15 protein-coding genes and 1 pseudogene are annotated in these 18,937 nt (G+C 74.9%); 6 read left to right on the top strand and 10 right to left on the bottom strand.

Annotated elements, in window-relative coordinates; all coding sequences use genetic code 11:
- Positions 1 to 66: 66 nt before the first annotated feature.
- The 5 genes from H7344_RS17120 to H7344_RS21295 are packed head-to-tail and all read left to right on the top strand — an operon-like array spanning position 67 to position 3,320.
- Complete coding sequence (locus tag H7344_RS17120) at positions 67 to 801, top strand: hypothetical protein (protein WP_186347216.1); 735 nt, start codon at positions 67 to 69, stop codon at positions 799 to 801.
- A 26-nt stretch (positions 802 to 827) separates the two neighbouring features.
- Entirely contained in the window at positions 828 to 1,676 is an 849-nt protein-coding gene (locus H7344_RS17115) for an MBL fold metallo-hydrolase (RefSeq protein WP_186347215.1), read from the top strand.
- 18 nt (positions 1,677 to 1,694) lie between these two features.
- Positions 1,695 to 1,931 carry a hypothetical protein gene (locus tag H7344_RS17110; RefSeq protein WP_186347214.1) on the top strand — a complete coding sequence of 79 codons (237 nt, stop codon included), beginning with the start codon at positions 1,695 to 1,697 and terminating at the stop codon, positions 1,929 to 1,931.
- Between the two features lie 52 nt (positions 1,932 to 1,983).
- Positions 1,984 to 2,835, top strand: coding sequence for a DUF3097 domain-containing protein (locus tag H7344_RS17105; protein WP_186347213.1), 852 nt, complete (start codon positions 1,984 to 1,986; stop codon positions 2,833 to 2,835).
- Positions 2,832 to 3,320 carry a DUF4870 domain-containing protein gene (locus H7344_RS21295; RefSeq protein ID WP_229707203.1) on the top strand — a complete coding sequence of 163 codons (489 nt, stop codon included), beginning with the start codon at positions 2,832 to 2,834 and terminating at the stop codon, positions 3,318 to 3,320. The genes H7344_RS17105 and H7344_RS21295 overlap by 4 nt, the downstream gene beginning before the upstream one ends.
- 31 nt (positions 3,321 to 3,351) lie before the next feature.
- On the opposite strand, the gene hemW is transcribed toward H7344_RS21295, so the two are convergent.
- The 7 genes from hemW to H7344_RS17065 form a co-directional block, all read right to left on the bottom strand.
- Positions 3,352 to 4,572 (bottom strand): radical SAM family heme chaperone HemW, encoded by a 1,221-nt coding sequence (hemW, locus tag H7344_RS17095; RefSeq protein WP_186347212.1) that lies wholly within the window; start codon positions 4,570 to 4,572, stop codon positions 3,352 to 3,354.
- A gap of 58 nt (positions 4,573 to 4,630) precedes the next feature.
- On the bottom strand, positions 4,631 to 8,047 hold the full coding sequence (locus H7344_RS17090; RefSeq protein WP_186347211.1) for an error-prone DNA polymerase: 3,417 nt from the start codon (positions 8,045 to 8,047) through the stop codon (positions 4,631 to 4,633).
- Positions 8,048 to 8,071: 24 nt separating this feature from the next.
- Positions 8,072 to 9,604: a DNA polymerase Y family protein gene (locus H7344_RS17085; protein WP_186347210.1), complete on the bottom strand. Its 1,533-nt coding sequence runs from the start codon at positions 9,602 to 9,604 to the stop codon at positions 8,072 to 8,074.
- Positions 9,604 to 10,287 carry a hypothetical protein gene (locus H7344_RS17080; RefSeq protein WP_186347209.1) on the bottom strand — a complete coding sequence of 228 codons (684 nt, stop codon included), beginning with the start codon at positions 10,285 to 10,287 and terminating at the stop codon, positions 9,604 to 9,606. The genes H7344_RS17085 and H7344_RS17080 overlap by 1 nt, the downstream gene beginning before the upstream one ends.
- A gap of 121 nt (positions 10,288 to 10,408) precedes the next feature.
- The gene (locus H7344_RS17075; RefSeq protein WP_186347208.1) at positions 10,409 to 12,232 is read right to left on the bottom strand and encodes an AMP-dependent synthetase/ligase; all 1,824 of its coding nucleotides are present in this window, start codon (positions 12,230 to 12,232) and stop codon (positions 10,409 to 10,411) included.
- 167 nt (positions 12,233 to 12,399) lie between these two features.
- Positions 12,400 to 13,047, bottom strand: coding sequence for an MOSC domain-containing protein (locus tag H7344_RS17070; protein ID WP_186347207.1), 648 nt, complete (start codon positions 13,045 to 13,047; stop codon positions 12,400 to 12,402).
- A 65-nt stretch (positions 13,048 to 13,112) separates the two neighbouring features.
- The gene (locus H7344_RS17065; RefSeq protein WP_186347206.1) at positions 13,113 to 13,934 is read right to left on the bottom strand and encodes an aminoglycoside phosphotransferase family protein; all 822 of its coding nucleotides are present in this window, start codon (positions 13,932 to 13,934) and stop codon (positions 13,113 to 13,115) included.
- Between the two features lie 335 nt (positions 13,935 to 14,269).
- Here H7344_RS17065 and H7344_RS20880 point away from each other — a divergent pair.
- A pseudogene (locus tag H7344_RS20880) lies at positions 14,270 to 15,574 on the top strand (exopolysaccharide biosynthesis polyprenyl glycosylphosphotransferase); the annotation flags it as partial.
- A gap of 22 nt (positions 15,575 to 15,596) precedes the next feature.
- Here H7344_RS20880 and H7344_RS17060 read toward each other — a convergent pair.
- The 3 genes from H7344_RS17060 to H7344_RS17050 all read right to left on the bottom strand — a co-directional run.
- Positions 15,597 to 16,820 carry a glycosyltransferase gene (locus tag H7344_RS17060; RefSeq protein WP_222130808.1) on the bottom strand — a complete coding sequence of 408 codons (1,224 nt, stop codon included), beginning with the start codon at positions 16,818 to 16,820 and terminating at the stop codon, positions 15,597 to 15,599.
- A 9-nt stretch (positions 16,821 to 16,829) separates the two neighbouring features.
- Positions 16,830 to 18,098 (bottom strand): Wzz/FepE/Etk N-terminal domain-containing protein, encoded by a 1,269-nt coding sequence (locus H7344_RS17055; protein WP_186347205.1) that lies wholly within the window; start codon positions 18,096 to 18,098, stop codon positions 16,830 to 16,832.
- Positions 18,099 to 18,130: 32 nt separating this feature from the next.
- A partial coding sequence (locus H7344_RS17050; protein WP_186347204.1) for a glycosyltransferase occupies positions 18,131 to 18,937 on the bottom strand: 807 nt, incomplete at its 5' end.

The raw sequence follows: 18,937 nt of genomic DNA, 5'->3' as shown, positions 1-18,937 counted from the left end.
GGGACGTAGGTTAGGCTCACCTAATAGCGAGATCGACTGCCTGACGAGCGCACCGAGGAGCCCCGCATGACCGTCGTCCCGAGCAGCACCACCCGCCACGACCCGCACCGGTCGGCGGCCGCGGCGCGCGCGGTGCTCTCCTGCCCGGCCGACGTGCAGATGGCGGTCGACGGGGCGCCGGGCGTCCTCGACGGGCCGGACGCCGAGGGCACCGTCATGCTGGAGTGCGGCGGCGAGCCGACCTTCTCCACCCCGCTCGGCTCCGAGCTCGCGGTCGCCGCGGCGGAGGGGCGCGCCGCCGTGCTCACCGTCACCAGCGGGCTCGGCCGGCCGGGCTCGGCGGACCGCGAGGCCACGGTGAGCATCGCCGGGCGGCTCGTCGTGCGCGGCCGCGAGAGCTGCGCGTGCTGCGGCGACCCGCGCGACGTCGTGGCGCTCGAGCCGGATCGCGTGGCGCTGGGCCGTGTCGGCGCGTCGGCGACCGAGCAGGTGCCGGTCGACCTGGCGCGCTTCCGGGCGTCGCAGCACCAGCTCAACCGCGGCTACCTCCAGCGCTCGGTCGAGCACGCCAACGACTACCACCAGAAAGAGCTGCGGCGCGCGGTCGCGACGACGACGGGCACCCCGCTGGCCGAGGTCCTCGGCGTCGCGCTGGCCGACCTCCGCGTCGACGGCGTCGAGGTGCAGTGGGTCGGGACGCACGGGGCGGACCGCACCGTCCTGCGCTTCCCACGGGCGGCCCGCACGCCCGCCGAGCTCGGCGACATGCTGCGCCGCCAGCTGCACCACGGCATGTGCTGACGGGGTCCCGGCCTAGTCTCGGCCGGGTGACGTTCACCGAGATCGCCGACCGGGTCTGGGTGACCCGCCGCCCCTGGTACGACGTGACCACCACCGTCGTGGGTGGGGAGCGGGGGCTCGTGGTGGTCGACACCCACGCCTCGACCGTCGCGGGACGCGCGCTGGCGGACGACGTACGCGCCCTCGGCGCCGGCGAGGTCGTCGCCGTCGTCAACACCCACTGGCACCTCGACCACACCCTCGGCAACGGGGCCTTCCGCGAGGGCTGGCCCGGGGTGGCCATCCACGCGCACGAGGAGACGGCGGCCGAGCTGGAGCGCGGGGCCGAGGCCGCCCGCCAGGAGTACGCCGGGGAGCCGGCCGACCCGCACCACGACGAGGTCCTCGCCACCCCGGTCGTGGTGCCCGACCAGACCTTCTCCTCGGCCCGCGTGCTGGACCTCGGCGACCGCGCCCTCGAGCTGGTCCACCCCGGGCGCGCCCACACCGCGGGCGACCTGGTCCTTCGTGTGCCGGACGCCGACGTCCTGGTCGCCGGCGACCTGGTCGAGTCCTCGGCGCCGCCGTCGTTCGGCGACGACTCGTGGCCGATGGACTGGCCGCTCAGCCTCGACATCGTGCTCGGGCTGACCACCTCCGCCTCGGTCGTCGTCCCCGGGCACGGCCCCGTGGTCGACCGGGACTTCGTCGAGGAGCAGCGCAACCAGATCGGCGTGGTCGCCGAGACCGCCCGCGACCTCGCCTCCCGCGGCGTGCCCGTGGCCGACGCGCTGGACGCCGCGGAGTGGCCGTGGCCGCGCGAGCACCTGCGCACCGCGGTCGAGCGGGCCTACGCCCAGCTGCCCCGCAGCCAGCGCCGCTTGCCACTCATCTGAGCCGGGTACGGGCCTGCCATGAGCGAAGCGACCCCTGAGGACGCCGGCCAGGACGCGACCGGCATCGGCGACGAGCAACTGCCCGAGGACCTCCAACCCGGCGAGGACAACCCGCTCGCCGAGGGCCTGGAGCCCGGCGAGACCGCCGGCGACCTGCTGGAGGAGGGCAAGCACACCGACCAGGAGCAGGACGCCGAGGCAACGGACGGCGCGGCGCAGCCACCGGACGGGTCGAGCACGTCACAGGGCGGCTGACCCCGGCGCGCCGTGCGCCGGACCGTCGGCGCCCGCGCCTAGCGTCGGAGGCGTGACCGACCGCTACGGATCCGACGTCCTCTCCACCGATTGGCGTGCGCCCAAGCGCGGCCGGGCCGTCGAGGCGCCCGCCGAGCTCGGCGCGGTCGTCGAGGAGGTCACGACCGACTGGGTCGGCGAGATCGTCGCCGTCGACCGCGACCTGCACACCGTCACCCTCGAGGATCGCCGCAACCGCCGGCGCACGTTCCCGCTCGGCGCCGGCTTCCTGCTGGAGGGCAAGCCGGTGCTCCTCACCGCGCCGGTCCGGCGGACGGCGCCGGCCAAGCCCACCCGCACCGCGTCCGGCTCGGTCGCCGTCCACGACGCGAAGGCGCGGGTGGCGCGCGCGAGCCGGATCTTCGTGGAGGGACGGCACGACGCGGAGCTCGTCGAGAAGGTCTGGGGCGACGACCTGCGGATCGAGGGCGTGGTCGTGGAGTACCTCGACGGCATCGACGACCTCTCCGAGCACCTGCGCGACTTCCGCCCCGGCCCACACCGCCGCGTCGGCGTCCTCGTCGACCACCTCGTCAAGGGCTCGAAGGAGAGCCGGATCGCCGACGCCGTGCGCCGCTCGCCGGTCGGGCAGCACGTGCTCATCGTCGGCCACCCCTTCATCGACGTCTGGGCCGCGGTCAAGCCCGCCCGGCTCGGGCTCCAGCGGTGGCCGGACGTCCCGCGGCACCTCGAGTGGAAGAAGGGCGTGTGCCAGCAGCTGGGCTGGCCGCACCGCGACCAGGCCGACATCGCCCGGGCCTGGAAGCACATCCTTGGGAAGGTCCAGTCCTTCGGCGACCTGGAACCGGCACTTCTCGGTAGGGTCGAGGAACTGATCGACTTCGTCACCGAGGAGCAGCCGTGAGCGACCCCTACGGTCCGCCGCCGTCCGGACCCCAGGACCCGTACGGCCAGCAGCCGTACGGCCAGCAGCCGTCGGGCCAGCAGCCCTACGGCTACGGCCAGCAGCCGCCCGGCCAGCCACCGTTCCAGCCCCACCACGGCGGCGGTCCGGCCGACCCCGACGAGCGCACCTGGGGCGGCGCCGCGCACTGGTCGGCGCTGATCGGCGCGTTCGTCGCGCTGGCGTTCCTCGGCCCTCTGCTGGTGATGCTGATCAAGGGCAACCAGTCCGGCTACGTCCGGGCGCAGGCGGTCGAGTCGCTGAACTTCCAGCTCTCGATCCTCATCTACGGCATCGTCGCGTTCGTGCTGGCTTTCGTGCTCATCGGCTTCCTGCTGCTGCCGATCGTGGGCCTGATCTGGCTCGTCTTCACGATCGTCGGCTCGGTCAAGGCCAGCAACGGCGAGCTCTACCGCTACCCGCTGACCATCCGGATGGTCAGCTGAGGCTCACCCCCAGCAGCTCGGGCCGAGTCGTTCAGCCCAGCAGGTCGCGCACCACGGCGTCGGCGAGCAGCCGGCCGTCGCGGGTGAGCACCAGCGGGCCCGCACGCTCCTCCAGCAGTCCCCGGTCGACCAGGCCGGGGACTGCTGCGTTCCCGACCTCGTCGAGCACGGCGCGGTCGAGCCCGTCGGCGAGCCGCAGCTCGAGCAGCACCCGCTCGACGCGCCGGTCCTCGGCGGTGAGGACCTCGCGGGCGTGGGCGGGGCTGCGCCCGGCGGCGAGCCGGTCGGCGTACGCCGCGGGGTGCTTGACGTTCCACCAGCGGGTGCCGCCGACGTGGGAGTGCGCGCCGGGGCCGACGCCCCACCAGTCCGCGCCGGTCCAGTAGAGCTCGTTGTGCCGGCAGCGGGCGGCGCGGTCGCGGCTCCAGTTGGACACCTCGTACCACCCCAGCCCGGCGGCGGTCATCTGCTCGTCGGCGAGGAGGTACTTGTCGGCCAGGTCGTCGTCGTCGGGCATCGGCACCTCGCCGCGGCGGACCTGCCGGGCCAGGGCGGTGCCCTCCTCGACGATGAGCGCGTACGCCGACACGTGGTCGGGGCCGGCCGCCAGCGCGGCGTCGAGCGACGTCGCCCAGTCGGCGAGCGACTCCCCCGGCGTGCCGTAGATGAGGTCGAGGCTGACCTGGTCGAAGCCGGCGGCGCGGGCCCACTCGACGACCGCCGGCACGCGCAGCGGGTCGTGGGTCCGGTCGAGGACGCGCAGCACGTGCGGCACCGCGGACTGCATGCCGACCGAGACGCGGGTGAAGCCGGCGGCGCGCAGGCCGTCGAGGTAGCGCAGGTCCACGCTGTCGGGGTTGGCCTCGGTGGTCACCTCGGCCCCCGGGACCAGCCCGAACTCCTCGTCGATCGCGGCGAGCACCGACCCGAGGTCCTCGGGGCCCAGCAGGGTCGGGGTGCCGCCGCCGAGGAAGACGGTCTCCACCGGCAGGTCCCGGTCGCCGAGCACGCGCCGTGCGCGGCGTACCTCCGCGACCGCGGAGGCGGCGTAGGAGGTGCGGGACACCGTGTGCCCGTCGCGGGTCAGCTCCTCGGCGGTGTAGGTGTTGAAGTCACAGTAGCCGCAGCGGACCGTGCAGAACGGCACGTGGACGTAGAAGCCGAACGGCCGCTCCCCCAGCCGCGCGAGCGACTCCTCGGGGAGCCTGCCGTCCTCGGGCACCGGGTCGCCGGTGGGGAGGACGGAAGGCACTGCCTCATCCTCCCACCGCGGACCGGGTCGGGCACGTTCGGCGGCGGCGTGGCCCCGCTCACCGGAAGTCGCGGGAGCGGTGCTTCTCGCGCAGCGCCCGGCCGGCCTCGGGGTGGAGCTCCTCGAGGGAGGAGATCTTGTCGGCCACCAGGTTGGTGACGCCGTCCTCGCGCTCGAGCATGCCGCGGATGACGACCGCCGAGGAGCCGGCGGCGGCCTTGCGGTGCCGGCGCCAGACGCCGACGGTGCAGATGACGTTGAGCATGCCGGTCTCGTCCTCGAGGTTGAGGAAGGTGACCCCGCCGGCGGTGCCGGGGCGCTGCCGGTGGGTGACCAGGCCGGCGACGCTGATCCGCCGGTTCGCCTCGGTCGTGGCGAGGTCCGCGACCGACCGGACGCCGGCCCGGCGCAGCTGCTCGCGCAGGTGCCCGAAGGGGTGGCTGTCGGTCGTCACCCCGGTGGCCCACAGGTCGGCCATCGTCGTCTCGACGGCGTCCATGTCCGGCAGCATCGGCGCGTCGCCGGAGACCCGGACGCCCTCGAGCTGGTCCTCCCGCTCGGTCCAGCCCGCGTTCCACAGCGCCTGGCGGCGGGTCAACCCGCTGCTGTCGAAGACCCCGGCGGTCGCCAGCGCCTCGAGCTGGCGGGCGTCGAGACCGGCACGCCGGGACAGGTCGACCTGGTCGGCGAACGACCGCTCGGCGCGCGCCGCGACGATCCGCGCGGCCACCTCCGGCCCGATGCCGCGGACGGAGTCCAGCCCCAGCCGGACGGCGTACGCCGTGTCGCGGCGGTGCTGCGGGGTGGGGTCGGGGGTGCCCTGGACGAAGAACGTCTTGCCCGGGTGGTCGAGCAGGCAGGAGTCCATCCCGGAGACCCGCGCGTCGGGGGTCAGCGGCTCGAGGTCGGCCTGCGCGCCGGAGCGGTGGAGGTCCGGCTTGAGCACCGAGACGCCGTGGCGGCGGGCGTCGCCGACCAGCGACTGCGCGGAGTAGAAGCCCATCGGCTGGGCGCGCAGCAGCCCGGCGAGGAACGCGCCGGGATAGTGCAGCTTGAACCACGAGCTGGCGTAGACGAGCTTGGCGAAGGACAGCGCGTGGCTCTCGGCGAACCCGAAGTTCGCGAAGGACAGGATCTTGACGTAGATCGCGTCCGCGTCGTCGCCGAGGATCCCGCGGCGCTCCATTCCGGCGTACAGCTTGTGCTTGATGCTCTCGATCCGCTCGATGCCGCGCTTGGAGCCCATCGCCCGGCGCAGCAGGTCGGCCTCGTCGGGGGTGCAGTCGCCGATGGTCTTGGCCATGTCCATCAGCTGCTCCTGGAACAGCGGCACGCCCAGGGTCCGCTCGAGCACCGGGACGAGCTCGGGGTGGGGGTAGTCGACCGGGTCGCGACCGGTGGCGCGGCGGACGTAGGGGTGGACCGCGCCGCCCTGGATGGGGCCGGGGCGGATCAGCGCGATCTCGATGGCCAGGTCGTAGAAGCACCGCGGCTGGAGCCGCGGGAGGGTGCCGATCTGGGCGCGGCTCTCGACCTGGAAGACGCCGATCGAGTCGGCCCGGCAGAGCATGTCGTAGACCGCCGGCTCCTCCTTGGGGATCGTCGCCAGCTCCCAGCGGTCGCCGAGGTGCTCCCCGACGATGCGGATCATGTGGTCCAGCGCGGAGAGCATCCCGAGGCCGAGCAGGTCGAACTTGACCAGGCCCATGAACTCGCAGCCGTCCTTGTCCCACTGCAGGACCGTGCGCCCCTCCATCCGGGCGTGCTCGATCGGGCAGACCTCGCCGATGGGCCGCTCGGTGAGCACCATCCCGCCGGAGTGGATGCCGAGGTGGCGCGGCGCGGAGAGCAGCTGGTTGGCCAGCGCGACGACCTGCTCGGGCACCTCGGCGTCGCCGGTGTCCCCGTCGGGCTCGACCTTGGTCCAGCTCGAGATCGACTTCGACCACGCGTCCTGCTGCCCCGGCGAGAAGCCGAGCGCCTTCGCCGCGTCGCGGACCGCCATCTTCGGCCGGTAGCTGATGACGTTGGCGACCTGCGCGGCGTTGTGGCGGCCGTAGCGCTCGTAGACCCACTGGATGACCTCCTCGCGGCGGTCGGAGTCGAAGTCCACGTCGATGTCGGGCTCCTCGTCGCGGTGCTCGGAGATGAACCGCTCGAAGGGCAGCCGGTAGAAGACCGGGTCGATCGCGGTGATGCCCAGCGCGTGGCAGACCACCGAGCTGGCCGCCGAGCCGCGGCCCTGGCAGAGGATCCCGCGGGAGCGGGCGAAGGCGACGATGTCGTGGACGATGACGAAGTAGCCGGCGAAGTCCTTGCGCTCGATGACCTCCAGCTCGTGGAGGATCTTGGCCCGCGCCTCGGCCTCGAGGTCGGTGCCGTAGTAGCGCTGCTCGAAGCCGCGCCAGGTCAGCACCTTCAGCCAGCTGATCGGCGTGTGCCCCTCGGGGATGCCGTCCTTGGGCAGCCGCGGGGTCGCCTTCTGCAGGTCGAAGACGACCTGGTCGGCCAGCTCCACCGAGCGGGCCACCGCACCGGGGTAGCGGGCGAACCGGCGCGCCATCTCCTCCCCCGACCGCAGGCAGGCCGCGCCGCTCGCCGGCAGCCAGCCGTCCATCTCCGCCAGGCTCCGCCGGGCCCGGATCGCCGCCATCGCCGCGGCCAGCCGGTGGTCGCCGGGCCGGGCGTGGTGGACGTTGTTGGTCGCGACGGCCGGCAGCCCCTGCTCGGCGGCCAGCGCGAAGAGCAGGTCGTTGTCGCCGGAGTCGGTCGGGTAGCCGTGGTCGACCAGCTCCACGGCCACCGCGTCGCGCCCGAACAGCTCGACCAGCCGGCCCAGCTCCCGCGCCGCTCCGGCGGGACCGTCGGCCCGGAGCGCCGAGCGGACCGCGCCCTTGCGGCAGCCGGTCAGCACCAGCCAGTGGCCCTCCCCGCGCTCGGCCAGCTCGGCGAGGTCGTAGACGGGTCGGCCCTTCTCCTGCCCGCGCAGGTGCGCGTCGGTGATCGCCGCGGCCAGCCGGTGGTAGCCCTCCACCCCGCGTGCCAGCACCAGCAGGTGGGTGCCCTCGGGGTCGGCGACGCCCTGCTGGGAGCGGCCGAGGTCGAGGGAGAGCTCGGCGCCGTACGCCGTGCGCAGCCCCGAGCGCCCCGACGGCGCGGCGTTGACCTGGGCGGTCTCCGCGAACAGCGGCGCCCCGTGGAAGCCGTCGTGGTCGGTGATCGCCAGGCTGTCCAGCCCCAGCCGGATCGCCTCGAGCACCAGCTGGTCCGGGGAGCTCGCGCCGTCGAGGAAGCTGTAGCTGGAGTGGCAGTGCAGCTCGGCGTAGGGCACCACGGGGCCGTCCGGCGCGGCCACGTCGGTCTGCTTGGGCCGGCGCTTGCGCCGCGAGATCGGCGCCTCCGAGGACAGGTCGGGGCGACCGGAGAGCCGACGCTCAAGCTCGGCCCACGGCATGGCGGGGTTGTTCCAGCCCATCAGTCGCCCCGTTCCATGGCCGGCTCAGTCATAGCCGGCCTCGGTCCACCACACCGACTCCGCGGCGGCCTGGTCGTACGTCATCAGCCAGGCCCGTCCGTCGACCCCGACCACCTGGAAGCGGGCCACCCGCCGCGGGGTGCCCTCCCACCACAGCTCCTCGACCGGCCACGGGCCGGTCCACGCCGCGACCGGCTGCCACGGCTCGTCGGCACTGGGGCGGAACCGCGCCGGCTCCCCGCGCACGGCGCCGCGCTCGTCGACCACGACCGGCCGCCCGCCCGGCTCGACCAGCGCCGCCGGCCACGGGTCGGCCAGCACCCGCGCCGGCGCCGGCGGCGGGATGCTCCCCGGCCGCGGCAGCCCGGTGGGCCGCAGCCCGGTCGGCCGCTCGCCCCACGGCACCATCGCCTGCCGGTCCGCCGGCGCCCGTCCGCCCTGGAGCACCGGCACCAGGACCGCCTCGTGGCCGAGCATCCCCTGCACCCGCGCGATCCCGCGCTGGACCCGCTCGTCGGTGCCACCCCACAGCCCGTCGGCGTGCACGGAGTCCGGCACGACCGTCTCCGGGACGAACCGCACCCGCTCGACCGGCGCCCGCACCTCCCCGGCCCGGAGGCTGCCCTGCAGCTGCCAGTGCAGCCGGTCGACGACGTCGGCCGCGGCGAACCAGCGCGGGTGCAGCCACCGCCGCGAGGAGGCCACGACCCCGTCGGCCTCGGCCTGCACGAGCAGCTCGGTGCACACCAGGCCCTGGCGGGCCAGCCGCTCGACGAAGGCGTCGGCGGTGCGCCGGGCGCTGAAGCATATGGTCTCCGCGGAGTCCAGCGGCGGCTCGAAGTCGACGTGGACCTCCAGGTCCGGCGGCGGCGTGCGCTCGGCGAGCAGCCGCTCGCCCTGCCCCGAGACCACCCGGTGCACCCAGGCCACCTGCCGGCCGAACCGCGCGAGCACGTCGCCCGCACGCAGGTCGCCGAGCTGGCCCAGCGACCGCAGGCCGAGCCGCTTGAGCAGCCCGACCGTCTCGGGGTCCTCGAGCACCTCGACCGGCAGGTCGCGCAGGAACGGCACCGACCCCCCCGCCGGCACCACCACGCTGTCCTGCGGCTGCGCGCGGCGGGCGGCCTGCTCGGCGGTGAACAGCTCGTCGGCGATCCCGACCCGGCAGTCCCACACGCCGTGCTGCACCAGCCGCTCGGCCACGACGGCCGCGGCCTCGGCCTCCCCGCCGTAGAACCGGCCGGGCGAGCGCAGCGCCACCAGGCCCGGCCGCAGCGGCGCGATCCCGGGCCGCAGCTGCTCGAGCACCGCCAGGACGTCCTCGAAGGCGCGGGCGTCCCGGTCGGGGTTCGCGGCGAGGACGGCGATCTCGGGGCAGCGCGCCTGGGCGTCGCGCCGCCGCATGCCACGGCGTACGCCGAAGTCGCGGGCGGGACCGTTGACCGCCTGCACGACGTTGGCCGAGAACACCGCGGCCGGCTGCTTCGGCGGGAGGGTCTCCTCGGCCAGGGCGGCGACCACCGGCCAGTCCGGGCACCACACGACGAGGGCGCGCATCAGCTCGCCGCGACCACGGCGGGGAGATGGGCAGGGAGCTGGGCGGGAACGGCGAGCGGGACCTCGTGCCGGTCGGCCTCGGCGGGCGCGCCGGGGAACCACAGCGTCGCGCGCCGCGGAGGCGCCGAGCCGCGGCGCGCCTCGACGACCACCTGGCGGCTGCGCAGGTGGCCGTGGCCGAGGCCGACCCCGGTCCACCGCGGCTCGGCGGTGGTGAGCCGGACCTCGCAGCGCGGCCAGGCCCCGAGCGCGACCAGCACGCCGCCGCGCTTGCGCAGCCGCGCTCCGAGCTTCTCCGCCACGTGCTCCCCCACCCGCGGCGGCGGGCGCAGCACGACCAGCGGGGTGACGTCGACGAGCGCGGCGGTGACCTCGAGCCACTGCTCGCCGGGATCGGGGACCAGCACGGTGCGGGTCAGGTCGACGCCGGCCGCCGCGGCCGCCTCGGCGCCGAAGTCGGGCACGCCGACGACCGCGCACCACTCACCGGCCTGCGACGGGCCGGCCATGAGGGCCAGCGCGAGGGAGGTGCTGTCGACCTCGTAGCTGCCGCCGGTGCGCAGCTGCACCACCCCGCCGAGCGCCGGGTGCGTCGGCAACGGACGCCGCGGGACCCCGTCGGTCATCCGCTGCATGCGCTCGCGCAGGCGCTCGATCTCGGCTGCTGCCGAGGTCCCCGCCACGGACCCCGCCGATGTCACAGCAGAGGAAGAGGTGGCCACGCCCCAGTATCGAACACGCGTTCGAACGCGTCAACCGGGGGTGGCCACCTCTGGTGGTCCTGGGCTCAGGACCCAGCGTGCCTCAGGAGGCGTAGAGCGCGTCGATCCGGGCCTTGTTGTTGTCCTCGACGACGTTGCGCTTGACCTTCATCGAGGGGGTCAGCTCGCCCGACTCGATGGTGAGGTCGTGGTCGAGGATCTCCCACTTCTTGATGGTCTCCCAGCGGTTCAGGCGGCCGTTGAGCTCCTCGACGTACCCGGCCATCATCTCCTTGACCTGCGGGGAGGAGACGACCTCGGTGTAGGACTTCCCGCTCATGCCGTTCTCCTCGGCCCAGGTCGCCATCGCGTCCGGGTCGAGGGTGATCAGCGCGACGCAGTAGTTGCGCTCGTTGCCGAAGACCATGAACTGGCTGGTGTAGGGGCACAGCGCCTTGAACTTCGACTCGATGGCCGAGGGCGCGATGTACTTGCCGCCGGAGGTCTTGAACAGGTCCTTGATCCGGCCGGTGATGGTGAGGAACCCGTCGGCGTCGAGCGAGCCCTTGTCGCCGGTGCGCAGCCAGCCGTCCTCGGTGAACGCCTTGGCGGTCTCCTCGGGGAGGTTGTGGTAGCCCTCCATGACGTGCGGGCCCTTGATCTGGACCTCGTCGCCCTCGCCGATGCGCACCTGGGCGCCCGGCAGCGCGGGGCCGACGGTGCCCATCTTGTAGTCCTCGGGGTGGTTGACCGTGGCACCGGCGGCGTTCTCGGTCATGCCGTAGCCCTCGAGGATGAGGATGCCGGCGGCGTTGAACCACTCGGCGATCTCCTGGTTCAGCGCGGCCGAGCCGGAGATGAAGAAGCGGACGCGACCACCGAAGCGGTCGCGGACCTTGCTGAAGACCAGCTTGTCGAACAGGCCGTGCTGCAGCTTGAGCCCCAGCGGGATGCTCTTGCCGTCGCGCTTGAGCCGGTCGACCTGGATGCCGACCTCGAAGGCCTTCTTGAACAGCTTCTCCTTCGCGCCGCCCTCGGCGGCCTGCATCGTGACGATCCGGCCGTGGGCCTTCTCGAAGATGCGGGGCGCGGCGCCCATGAACGTCGGCTTCACGATGCCGAGGTTCTCCACGATCTTGTCGATCCGGCCGTCGATCGCGGTGGCGAAGCCGCACGCGAGCTGGCTGGAGAGCAGCACCTTGCCGAAGGAGTGGGCCATCGGCAGCCACAGGAACTGCAGGTCGTCCTCGTGGAGGATGTCCTGGGCCTGGATCGCCGCGCCCTCGTAGACCCACGAGCTGTGCTTGAGCCGCACGCCCTTGGGCTTGCCGGTGGTGCCGGAGGTGTAGATCAGGGTCGCGAGCTGGTCCGGCGGGATCGCCCGCGCGGTCTGCTCGACGATGTCGGGCTTGTCGGCCAGGAGCTTCTCGCCGAGCTCGGCGAGGTGGTCCATGGTGATGACCCAGTCGCCGTCGGCGGTGCCGTCGAAGGTCACGACCTTCATCAGGTGCGGCAGCTCGTTCTTGTGCGCCTTGAGCTTGGCCAGCTGCTCGTCGTCCTCGGCGAAGACGACCCGGCACTCGGCGTCGCCGAGGATGTACGCCACGTCGGGGGCGTTGGTGGTCGGGTAGACGGTGGTCGTCGCGCCGCCCGCGCACATCACGGCGAGGTCGGCGAGGATCCACTCGTAGCGGGTGCCGGCGGCGATGCCCACGCGCTGCTCGGACTCCAGGCCCAGCGCCAGGAGACCGGCGGCCAGGCGACGTACGCGGTCCCCGGCCTGCGCCCAGGTGACGGACTCCCACGCCTCGCCGCGCGGGAAGCGGTACGCCTCGGCGCCGGACGACTGGGCGACCCGGTCGAGGAACTGCACGGCGACGTTCGCGGGCAGGCGGTCGACGAAGCTGGTGTCGTGGTTGACAGGCATGGCTCTCCTGGGTGACGGCAGGGAGGGTAGGCCGAAACGGCCCGCTCCTCCCGTCGCGGACTGATGGTCCGTAACCTACGTCACTTGCGACTCGTCGGTAACCGGTTCAGACCGCTTTCGGACCCTTCCGGGCAAAGAGTCGGCCGAACCGCTTGGTCCAGCGAGGGTCAGCCGCGGGACGCGAGGTGCTGCTCGACCTTGCGGCGGGCCTTGGCCGCCAGCCCGTCGACCTCCAGCAGCCGCGGCAGCAGCGCCGGCTCGGTGTGCAGCGCGCGGAACATCGTCCCGATCGTCACCCCGTGCCCCGGGCTGTGGACGACACGCACCTCGTCGCCGGCCTCGAGCGTGCCCGGGGCGAGCACGCGGAGGTAGGCGCCCGGCGCGCCGTCGAGGGTGAACCGCTTCACCCAGGCCCGGTTGTCGAAGCCGCAGCGACCCATCCACGTCTTGAAGTCGTTGCAGGGGGTGCGGACGTAGGCGACCTCGAGCAGCACCGAGCCGACCTCCCAGCGCTCCCCCACCTCGGCCTCGGTCACCTCGACGCCGCGGGTGGTGAGGTTCTCCGCGAACTGGCCGTCGCGGACCTCCTGGCCCAGGTCGACCGCCCACCGGTCGAGGTCCTCGCGCGCGTAGGCGTAGACCGCCTGGTCGGGGCCGCCGTGGTGCCGGGTGTCGGACACCTCGTCGCCGGCGAGGCCGAACCGGCCCACCTCGACCGGGCCCGTGACGGGCGCCTTGTCGATGCTGGTGCGGCCGATGCCGGCCCAGGCCGCCTCACGGGGCGTGCCGACGTTGACGGAGACGAGCTGGGACACGCGGAGATTCTGTCCCGCGAGGGGCGTCCGCACCGCATCTTCGCCTCGATCCGGTCGTCCGGGCGTCAGTCCTGGACCGCCTTGGTCACCGCGACACAGCGGGTCACGAGCTCCCGGTCGCCGAGCGTCGCGAGCGCGCGGTGGACGGTGCGGACGACCACCCAGTCCCGGGCGCGGTCCTCGTCGAGCAGCGCTGCGTCGACCGCCGCGTGGAACCGGCGCCGCAGCGACCCGCGCACGTCACCGGCGACGTCGTCCCACTGGTGCCACAGCAGCGGCGCGACCTCGCTGTGCGGGTCGCCGGCGAGCGGCTTGGGCGACACGGCGCGCCACTCCTCCGGTGCCTCCGGCCCGGCGGCGACCAGGTGGGCGGGGTGGAGGTCGGTGTGCAGGAGCCGCTCCTCCCCCGGGTCGGCGACCAGGTCCCGCCCGAGCGCGACGGCCTGCTCGACCAGCCGGCGCGGCAGCGGCGCGTCCCGCGGGAGGGCGGCGAGCGCGGCGCTCCGCTCGGCGACGTACGCCGCCAGGCGGGGCACCTGCGGCGGCGGGTCGACGTGGAGGCCGGCGAGCTGCGCACCGACGAGCTCGCCGGCCGCGGCGTCCCACAGGCCGGCGCGCGGGTCGGCGGCGTCCGGCCCGGCCAGCCGCTCGAGCAGCAGCGCGCGGCGGTGCGGGTCGGCCCGCAGGAGCCGGACCGCACCGTGGCCGCTCCACCGCTGGAGCGCCAGCGCCTCGTGCTCGGTGCGCTCCTCGACCACGCCGACCTTGAGCACCGCCGGGCCCCGCTCGCCGACGACCGGCAGCACGGTCGCCCGGCGGGCCGGCAGGGGCGGGCCGTCCGGGGTGAGCCCCCAGGCGTCCAGGAGCTCCTCGACGCGGCCGGCCACGGCTCCATCCTGCCCGGCCCCGGGTCGAGCGGCAGGACGTGCGCCTGCGGTTGCGGCACGGCGTGCAGCACGACCTCGTCGACGCCTCCCCCGGCGACGGCAGGCCGCACCCGGCCCGCGGCTGAGCCGGACATCCCACGGAAGTCCTGCACATCTCGGGGCAGATCTGCCCCGATATGTGCAGGGGTCACCGGTTAACCGGTGACTCCTGCACCCCGCGGCCGGCGTGCCGGACGGTCGGACCTCGTCGAGCCCTGCCCAGAGGTCGGGGGGTGACCGCCGGAGGGTTGACCGGCCGTCCGACGGGGTAGACGCTCGCCCGGGGGGTTCGTCGCATGCGCTTGACCGACCGGTTCGTCGACCGGCTGCCGTGGGTGCGCAGCCAGCGACCCCTCCTCGTGCTCCTCGACGTGCTGGCGGTCGTGGTGGCCGCGGCACCGGTGCTCGGCACGGTGGACGTCAGCGCCGTGCCGGTCGGCGCGGCCGCGGCCGCGGTGTTCCTGACCTGCCACAGCGCCGACCTCTACCGCCCGCGGCTGGTGCTCTCCGCGCTGGAGGACCTGCCCCGGCTGCTGCTCGCCGCGGGGCTCGGCACGCTCGCGCTGGTGGCCGCGGCTCCCCGGGTCGGCGTGACCGGTGACCCGACCTGGCCGGTCGTGCCGGCGTTCGCCGCGAGCCTGGCGCTGCTGCTCGTCGCGCTGCGCGCGGCGGCGTACGCCACGACCCACGCGCTGCGCCGCCGGGGCCGCGCCGGGCACCCGGTCATCATCGTCGGCGGCGAGCCGGTCGGGTCCGCGCTGGCGGCGACGCTGCTCGACCAGCCGCACCTGGGCCTGCGTCCGGTCGGCATCGTCGAGCGCGGCGCCAGCGCCCGACGGCTGCCGGTGCCGCCGCTCGGCGGCATCGACCGGCTCGAGCGGGCGATGACCGACCTCGGCGTGCACGACGTGGTCTTCGCGTTCCCGGAGCCGCCCGACGCCGAGACCGTCGCCGTCGTGCGCCGGTGCGTGGAGCGCGACCACCAGGTCTTCGTCGTGCCCCGCTTCCACGAGCTGATGGGCGCCACCGGCACCCGCGGCGCCGAGGTCGTCCAGGGCGTCACGCTGATGCGGCTGCGGCGCTGGGGCCACCGCCCGCTCGCCCGCTGGGGTAAGCGGGCGCTGGACGTGGGCTTCGCCTCGGTCGGCCTGGTGCTCGCCGCACCGGTCATCGCGGCCTGCGCGCTGGCGTCGCGGATCGAGACCGGCCCGGGGGTGGTCTTCAAGCAGACGCGCGTGGGCGTCGGCGGCCGGCCGTTCACGCTGTACAAGCTGCGCTCGCTCAAGCCCGACGACGAGGCCGAGAGCGCCACCCGCTGGAGCATCGACGGCGACGAGCGCGTCGGCCCGGTCGGCCGGTTCCTGCGGCGCACCAGCCTGGACGAGCTGCCCCAGCTGGTCAACGTGCTCAAGGGCGACATGAGCCTGGTCGGTCCGCGGCCCGAGCGGCCCTACTTCGTCGACACGTTCAGCCGGGCGGAGAGCCGGTACGCCGACCGCCACCGGGTCCCGACCGGGCTGACCGGGCTGGCGCAGGTGCACCGCCTGCGGGGCGACACCTCGATCTCCGAGCGCACCCGCGTCGACAACTTCTACATCGAGAACTGGTCGCTGTGGAGCGACGTCAAGATCCTGTGCCGGACCCTCCCGGTCCTCGTCCGGGCACCGCGGGGAGAGGTCGGCGCCGTGCGGCTCGGCCCCGCTGCTCCCGCAGCACGGCCAGGTAGACGTCGAGGACCCGACGCGCCGAGCTGAGCTCGTCGTGGTGGTCCTCCACGTGGGACCGCCCGGCCCAGCCCTCCTCGCCTGCCTCCTGCGGCGCCTCGAGCCGGTAGACCACGGCGTCGGCCAGCGCGGCGACGTCGCCGGACGGCACCAGCTGGCCCGCCTCGGCGGGCACGGCCTCGGCGATCCCGGGGACGGCGGTGGCGACCACGCTGCGGCCGCAGGCCATCGCCTCGAGCGGCGCGAGCGCCATCCCCTCCCAGCGCGACGGGGCGACGACGACGTCGGCCGCGGCCAGCCACAGCGGCACGTCGGTGCGCGCGCCGACCAGCAGCACGCCGTCGAGGTCCGCGGCACGCCGCTCGAGCGCCGAGCGCTCCGGCCCGTCGCCGACGAGCACCAGCTGGGCGTCCGGCACCCGCTCCCGCACCGACGGCCAGGCGTCGAGCAGCGCGTCCTGCCCCTTCTGCCGCGCCAGCCGGCCCACGCAGACCGCAGTCGGCAGGTCGCGCAGCCCGAGCCCCGCCCGCGCGGCCAGCCGCTCGTGCGGCTCCGTCAGCTGCAGCCTTCGCAGGTCCACGCCGTTGGGCAGCACGACCGTCGGCACCTCGATCCCGGCCTCCTCGCCGGCCAGCCGCTCGGCCTCGCCCACGCACACGAGGCGGTGCGTCCAGCGCGCGGCGAGCTGCTCCCACCGCAACGAGGCACGGCGTACCCACCCCTCCACGGCGAGGAAGGACCACGCGTGCGGCTGGAAGATCGTCGGCCGCCGGCCGCGCACCGCGAGCCGGCCGGCCAGGCCGGCCTTGGCGCTGTGCAGGTGCACGACGTCGGGGTCGACCTCGGCGAGGATGCGCCGCAGCTCGACGGTCTCGGCCAGCACCGAGCGGCCCGGACCGCGGGACGCCGACCACCAGCGCACCTCGGCGCCGGCGGCGCGCGCGGAGTAGCCCAGCCACCCGTGGGTCGGGCAGATGACGGTCACCCGCCAGCCGCGCCGCAGCTGCTCGCGGATGTAGGAGTACTGCACCACGGCCACGCCCTCGGACGCGGGCTCGGACACGTGGGCCACGTGGAGCCGGCGGCGGATCCCGCCGTCCGGGCGCCCCGGTCGCCTGCGCACGCCCGCCCCCTAGGTGAGCACCCGCTCGGCGCGGCGCCCCACGAGCACCGAGCCGAGCAGGCCGGCGCCGACCGAGCGGACCCGGTCGGCGTGGGCGCGGAGCGCGGCGGCGGACACCTGGCCCTCGGGCACCACCATGAGCAGCGCCCCGCGGGCGGCCATCACCCGGGCGTCGTCGCAGGACTCGAGGGCGGGCCCGAGCACGACGACGACGTCGTACGTCGCCTCCGCCTCGGCCATCTTGTCGGCGAACACCGTCTCGAGCATCGACTCGTACGGCTCGGAGCCCGCGTCACCGGCGGGCAGGACGCTCAGCAGCTCGACCGGGCCGGGACTGACCGCGCGGGACAGCTCGGTCCCGGCGAGCACGTCGAAGAGGCCCGGGGTGTCCGGCTCCGCGGCGATCGGCCGGCCGTGGCGCGGACCGATCCGGCCGTCGACGAGCAGCACGGTCCGGCCGACGTTGGCCAGCGAGATCGCCAGGTTGGCCCCGACCCACACGTTGACCTCGCCCGGTGTCACGCCGGCGACCACCACCCGGCTGACCGGGGCACCGGCCGCCTCGGCCTCGAGGGCGATGCGCAGCTGCCGGAAGACGTCGGCCGCGGCCGTGCCGGGGTAGAGCGCCGGCAGCGTCGTCGGGTCCCGCGGGACCCCGACGTGCGCGAGCAGCGGTGCGCCGGTCGCCTCCTCGAGCGCGGACCCGTCGTCGACGGTGCTGGTGCGCCGGTCGCGGGCGACCGCGGCGACGACGGCCAGCACGATCGCCAGCGCCGCACCGCCGCCGATCGCGAGCAGCAGGTTCGGGCTGCTGTAGGTGCGCGGCGGCTGCGCCTCGTTGGTCTGGGTGAACCGGAACGCGTCGGTGCTCGGGTCGTAGTACGGCAGCGTGACCGCGACCCGGTTGGCGAGGTCCGCGGCGACCTGCGGGTCGGAGTCCTCGGCGACGACCTGGATGAGGATCGTGCCGCCGACCCACTCCGCGTCGACCGCCGACCGCAGGTCGCTGACCTGGCGCTCGACGTCGAGCGTGCCCTGGACCTCGGTGAGCAGCTCGCGGCTGCTCGCGAGCTCCGCGAGCGTGCCGCGCAGTGCGTCGAGGTCGTCGGGCGACTCCAGCGTCGCCGGGTCCGCGGCCGCCGCGAGCACCGCCGTGGCCCGGTAGGTCTTCGGTGCCAGCGCCACGCCGACGGCCACGGCGGCCGCCGTCACCGCCAGCACGAGCAGGACGAGCAGGCGTTGGCGCCACAACGCCCCGCCGATCTGGTGCAGCTCCATTGTGTTTCCCCCCATGGTGGTGCCGGTCGTTCTCAGGTCACGTCTCGGTAGATCGCGTCGTACGACGCCGTCATCGCCGCCGGGGAGAACCGCTGCTCCACGAGCAGGGCGGCCGCGGCGGCCAGGTCGCCCCGGCGTCCGGGGTCCTCGAGCAGGCGGTGGACGGCCCCGGCCCACGCGTCCGCGGTCGGCTCGGTCACCAGCTCGACCGCGCCGGCCAGCGACGTGAGCCCGCCGACGGCCGACGCGGCCACGGGCACGCCGGCGGTCATCGCCTCGAGCACCGACATCGGCAGCCCTTCACGGTCGCTGGCCAGCACGAGCAGGTCGGCGGCGGCGAGCAGCCGGTCGACGTCGCGACGGTCGCCGAGGAGGCGGACCCGGTCGGAGACGCCCGCGGCGGCGACCCGTCGCTCGAGGTCGGCGCGGCCGGCCCCGTCGCCGGCGACGAGGAGCAGGGGCGCACCCGCACCCGCCCCCGGGTGCGGCAGCCGCGTCCAGGCGTCGACGAGCAGGTCGTGGCGCTTGGGCGGCACGAGGCGGGCCACGCTCACCGCGACCGGCGCGTCCTCGGGCAGGCCGAGGGATGCGCGAGCCGCAGCCCGACCGGGCAGGCGCAGCGCCGGCGCGGCGTTCTCGACGACGCGGAGCCGGTCCGCGGGCAGCCCGCCGTCGCGCAGCCGGTCGGCCACGTCGTCGGAGACCGCGACGACGACGTCGGCGCAGCCGCGGAGCAGACGCGCGGCGCGCGGGTAGTCCTCGGCCGCCAGGCCATGCACGGTGGTGACCAGCGGCGCGCGCCGCCCGGCGGCGCGCTGGGCCAGCGACGCCGCGGCGGT

Origin of the sequence: Nocardioides deserti, from assembly GCF_014266025.1 — a bacterium.
Classification (GTDB): domain Bacteria; phylum Actinomycetota; class Actinomycetes; order Propionibacteriales; family Nocardioidaceae; genus Nocardioides; species Nocardioides deserti.
Note: the sequence above shows the minus strand (reverse complement) of the source record. Positions and strands in the feature narration are given on the sequence as shown.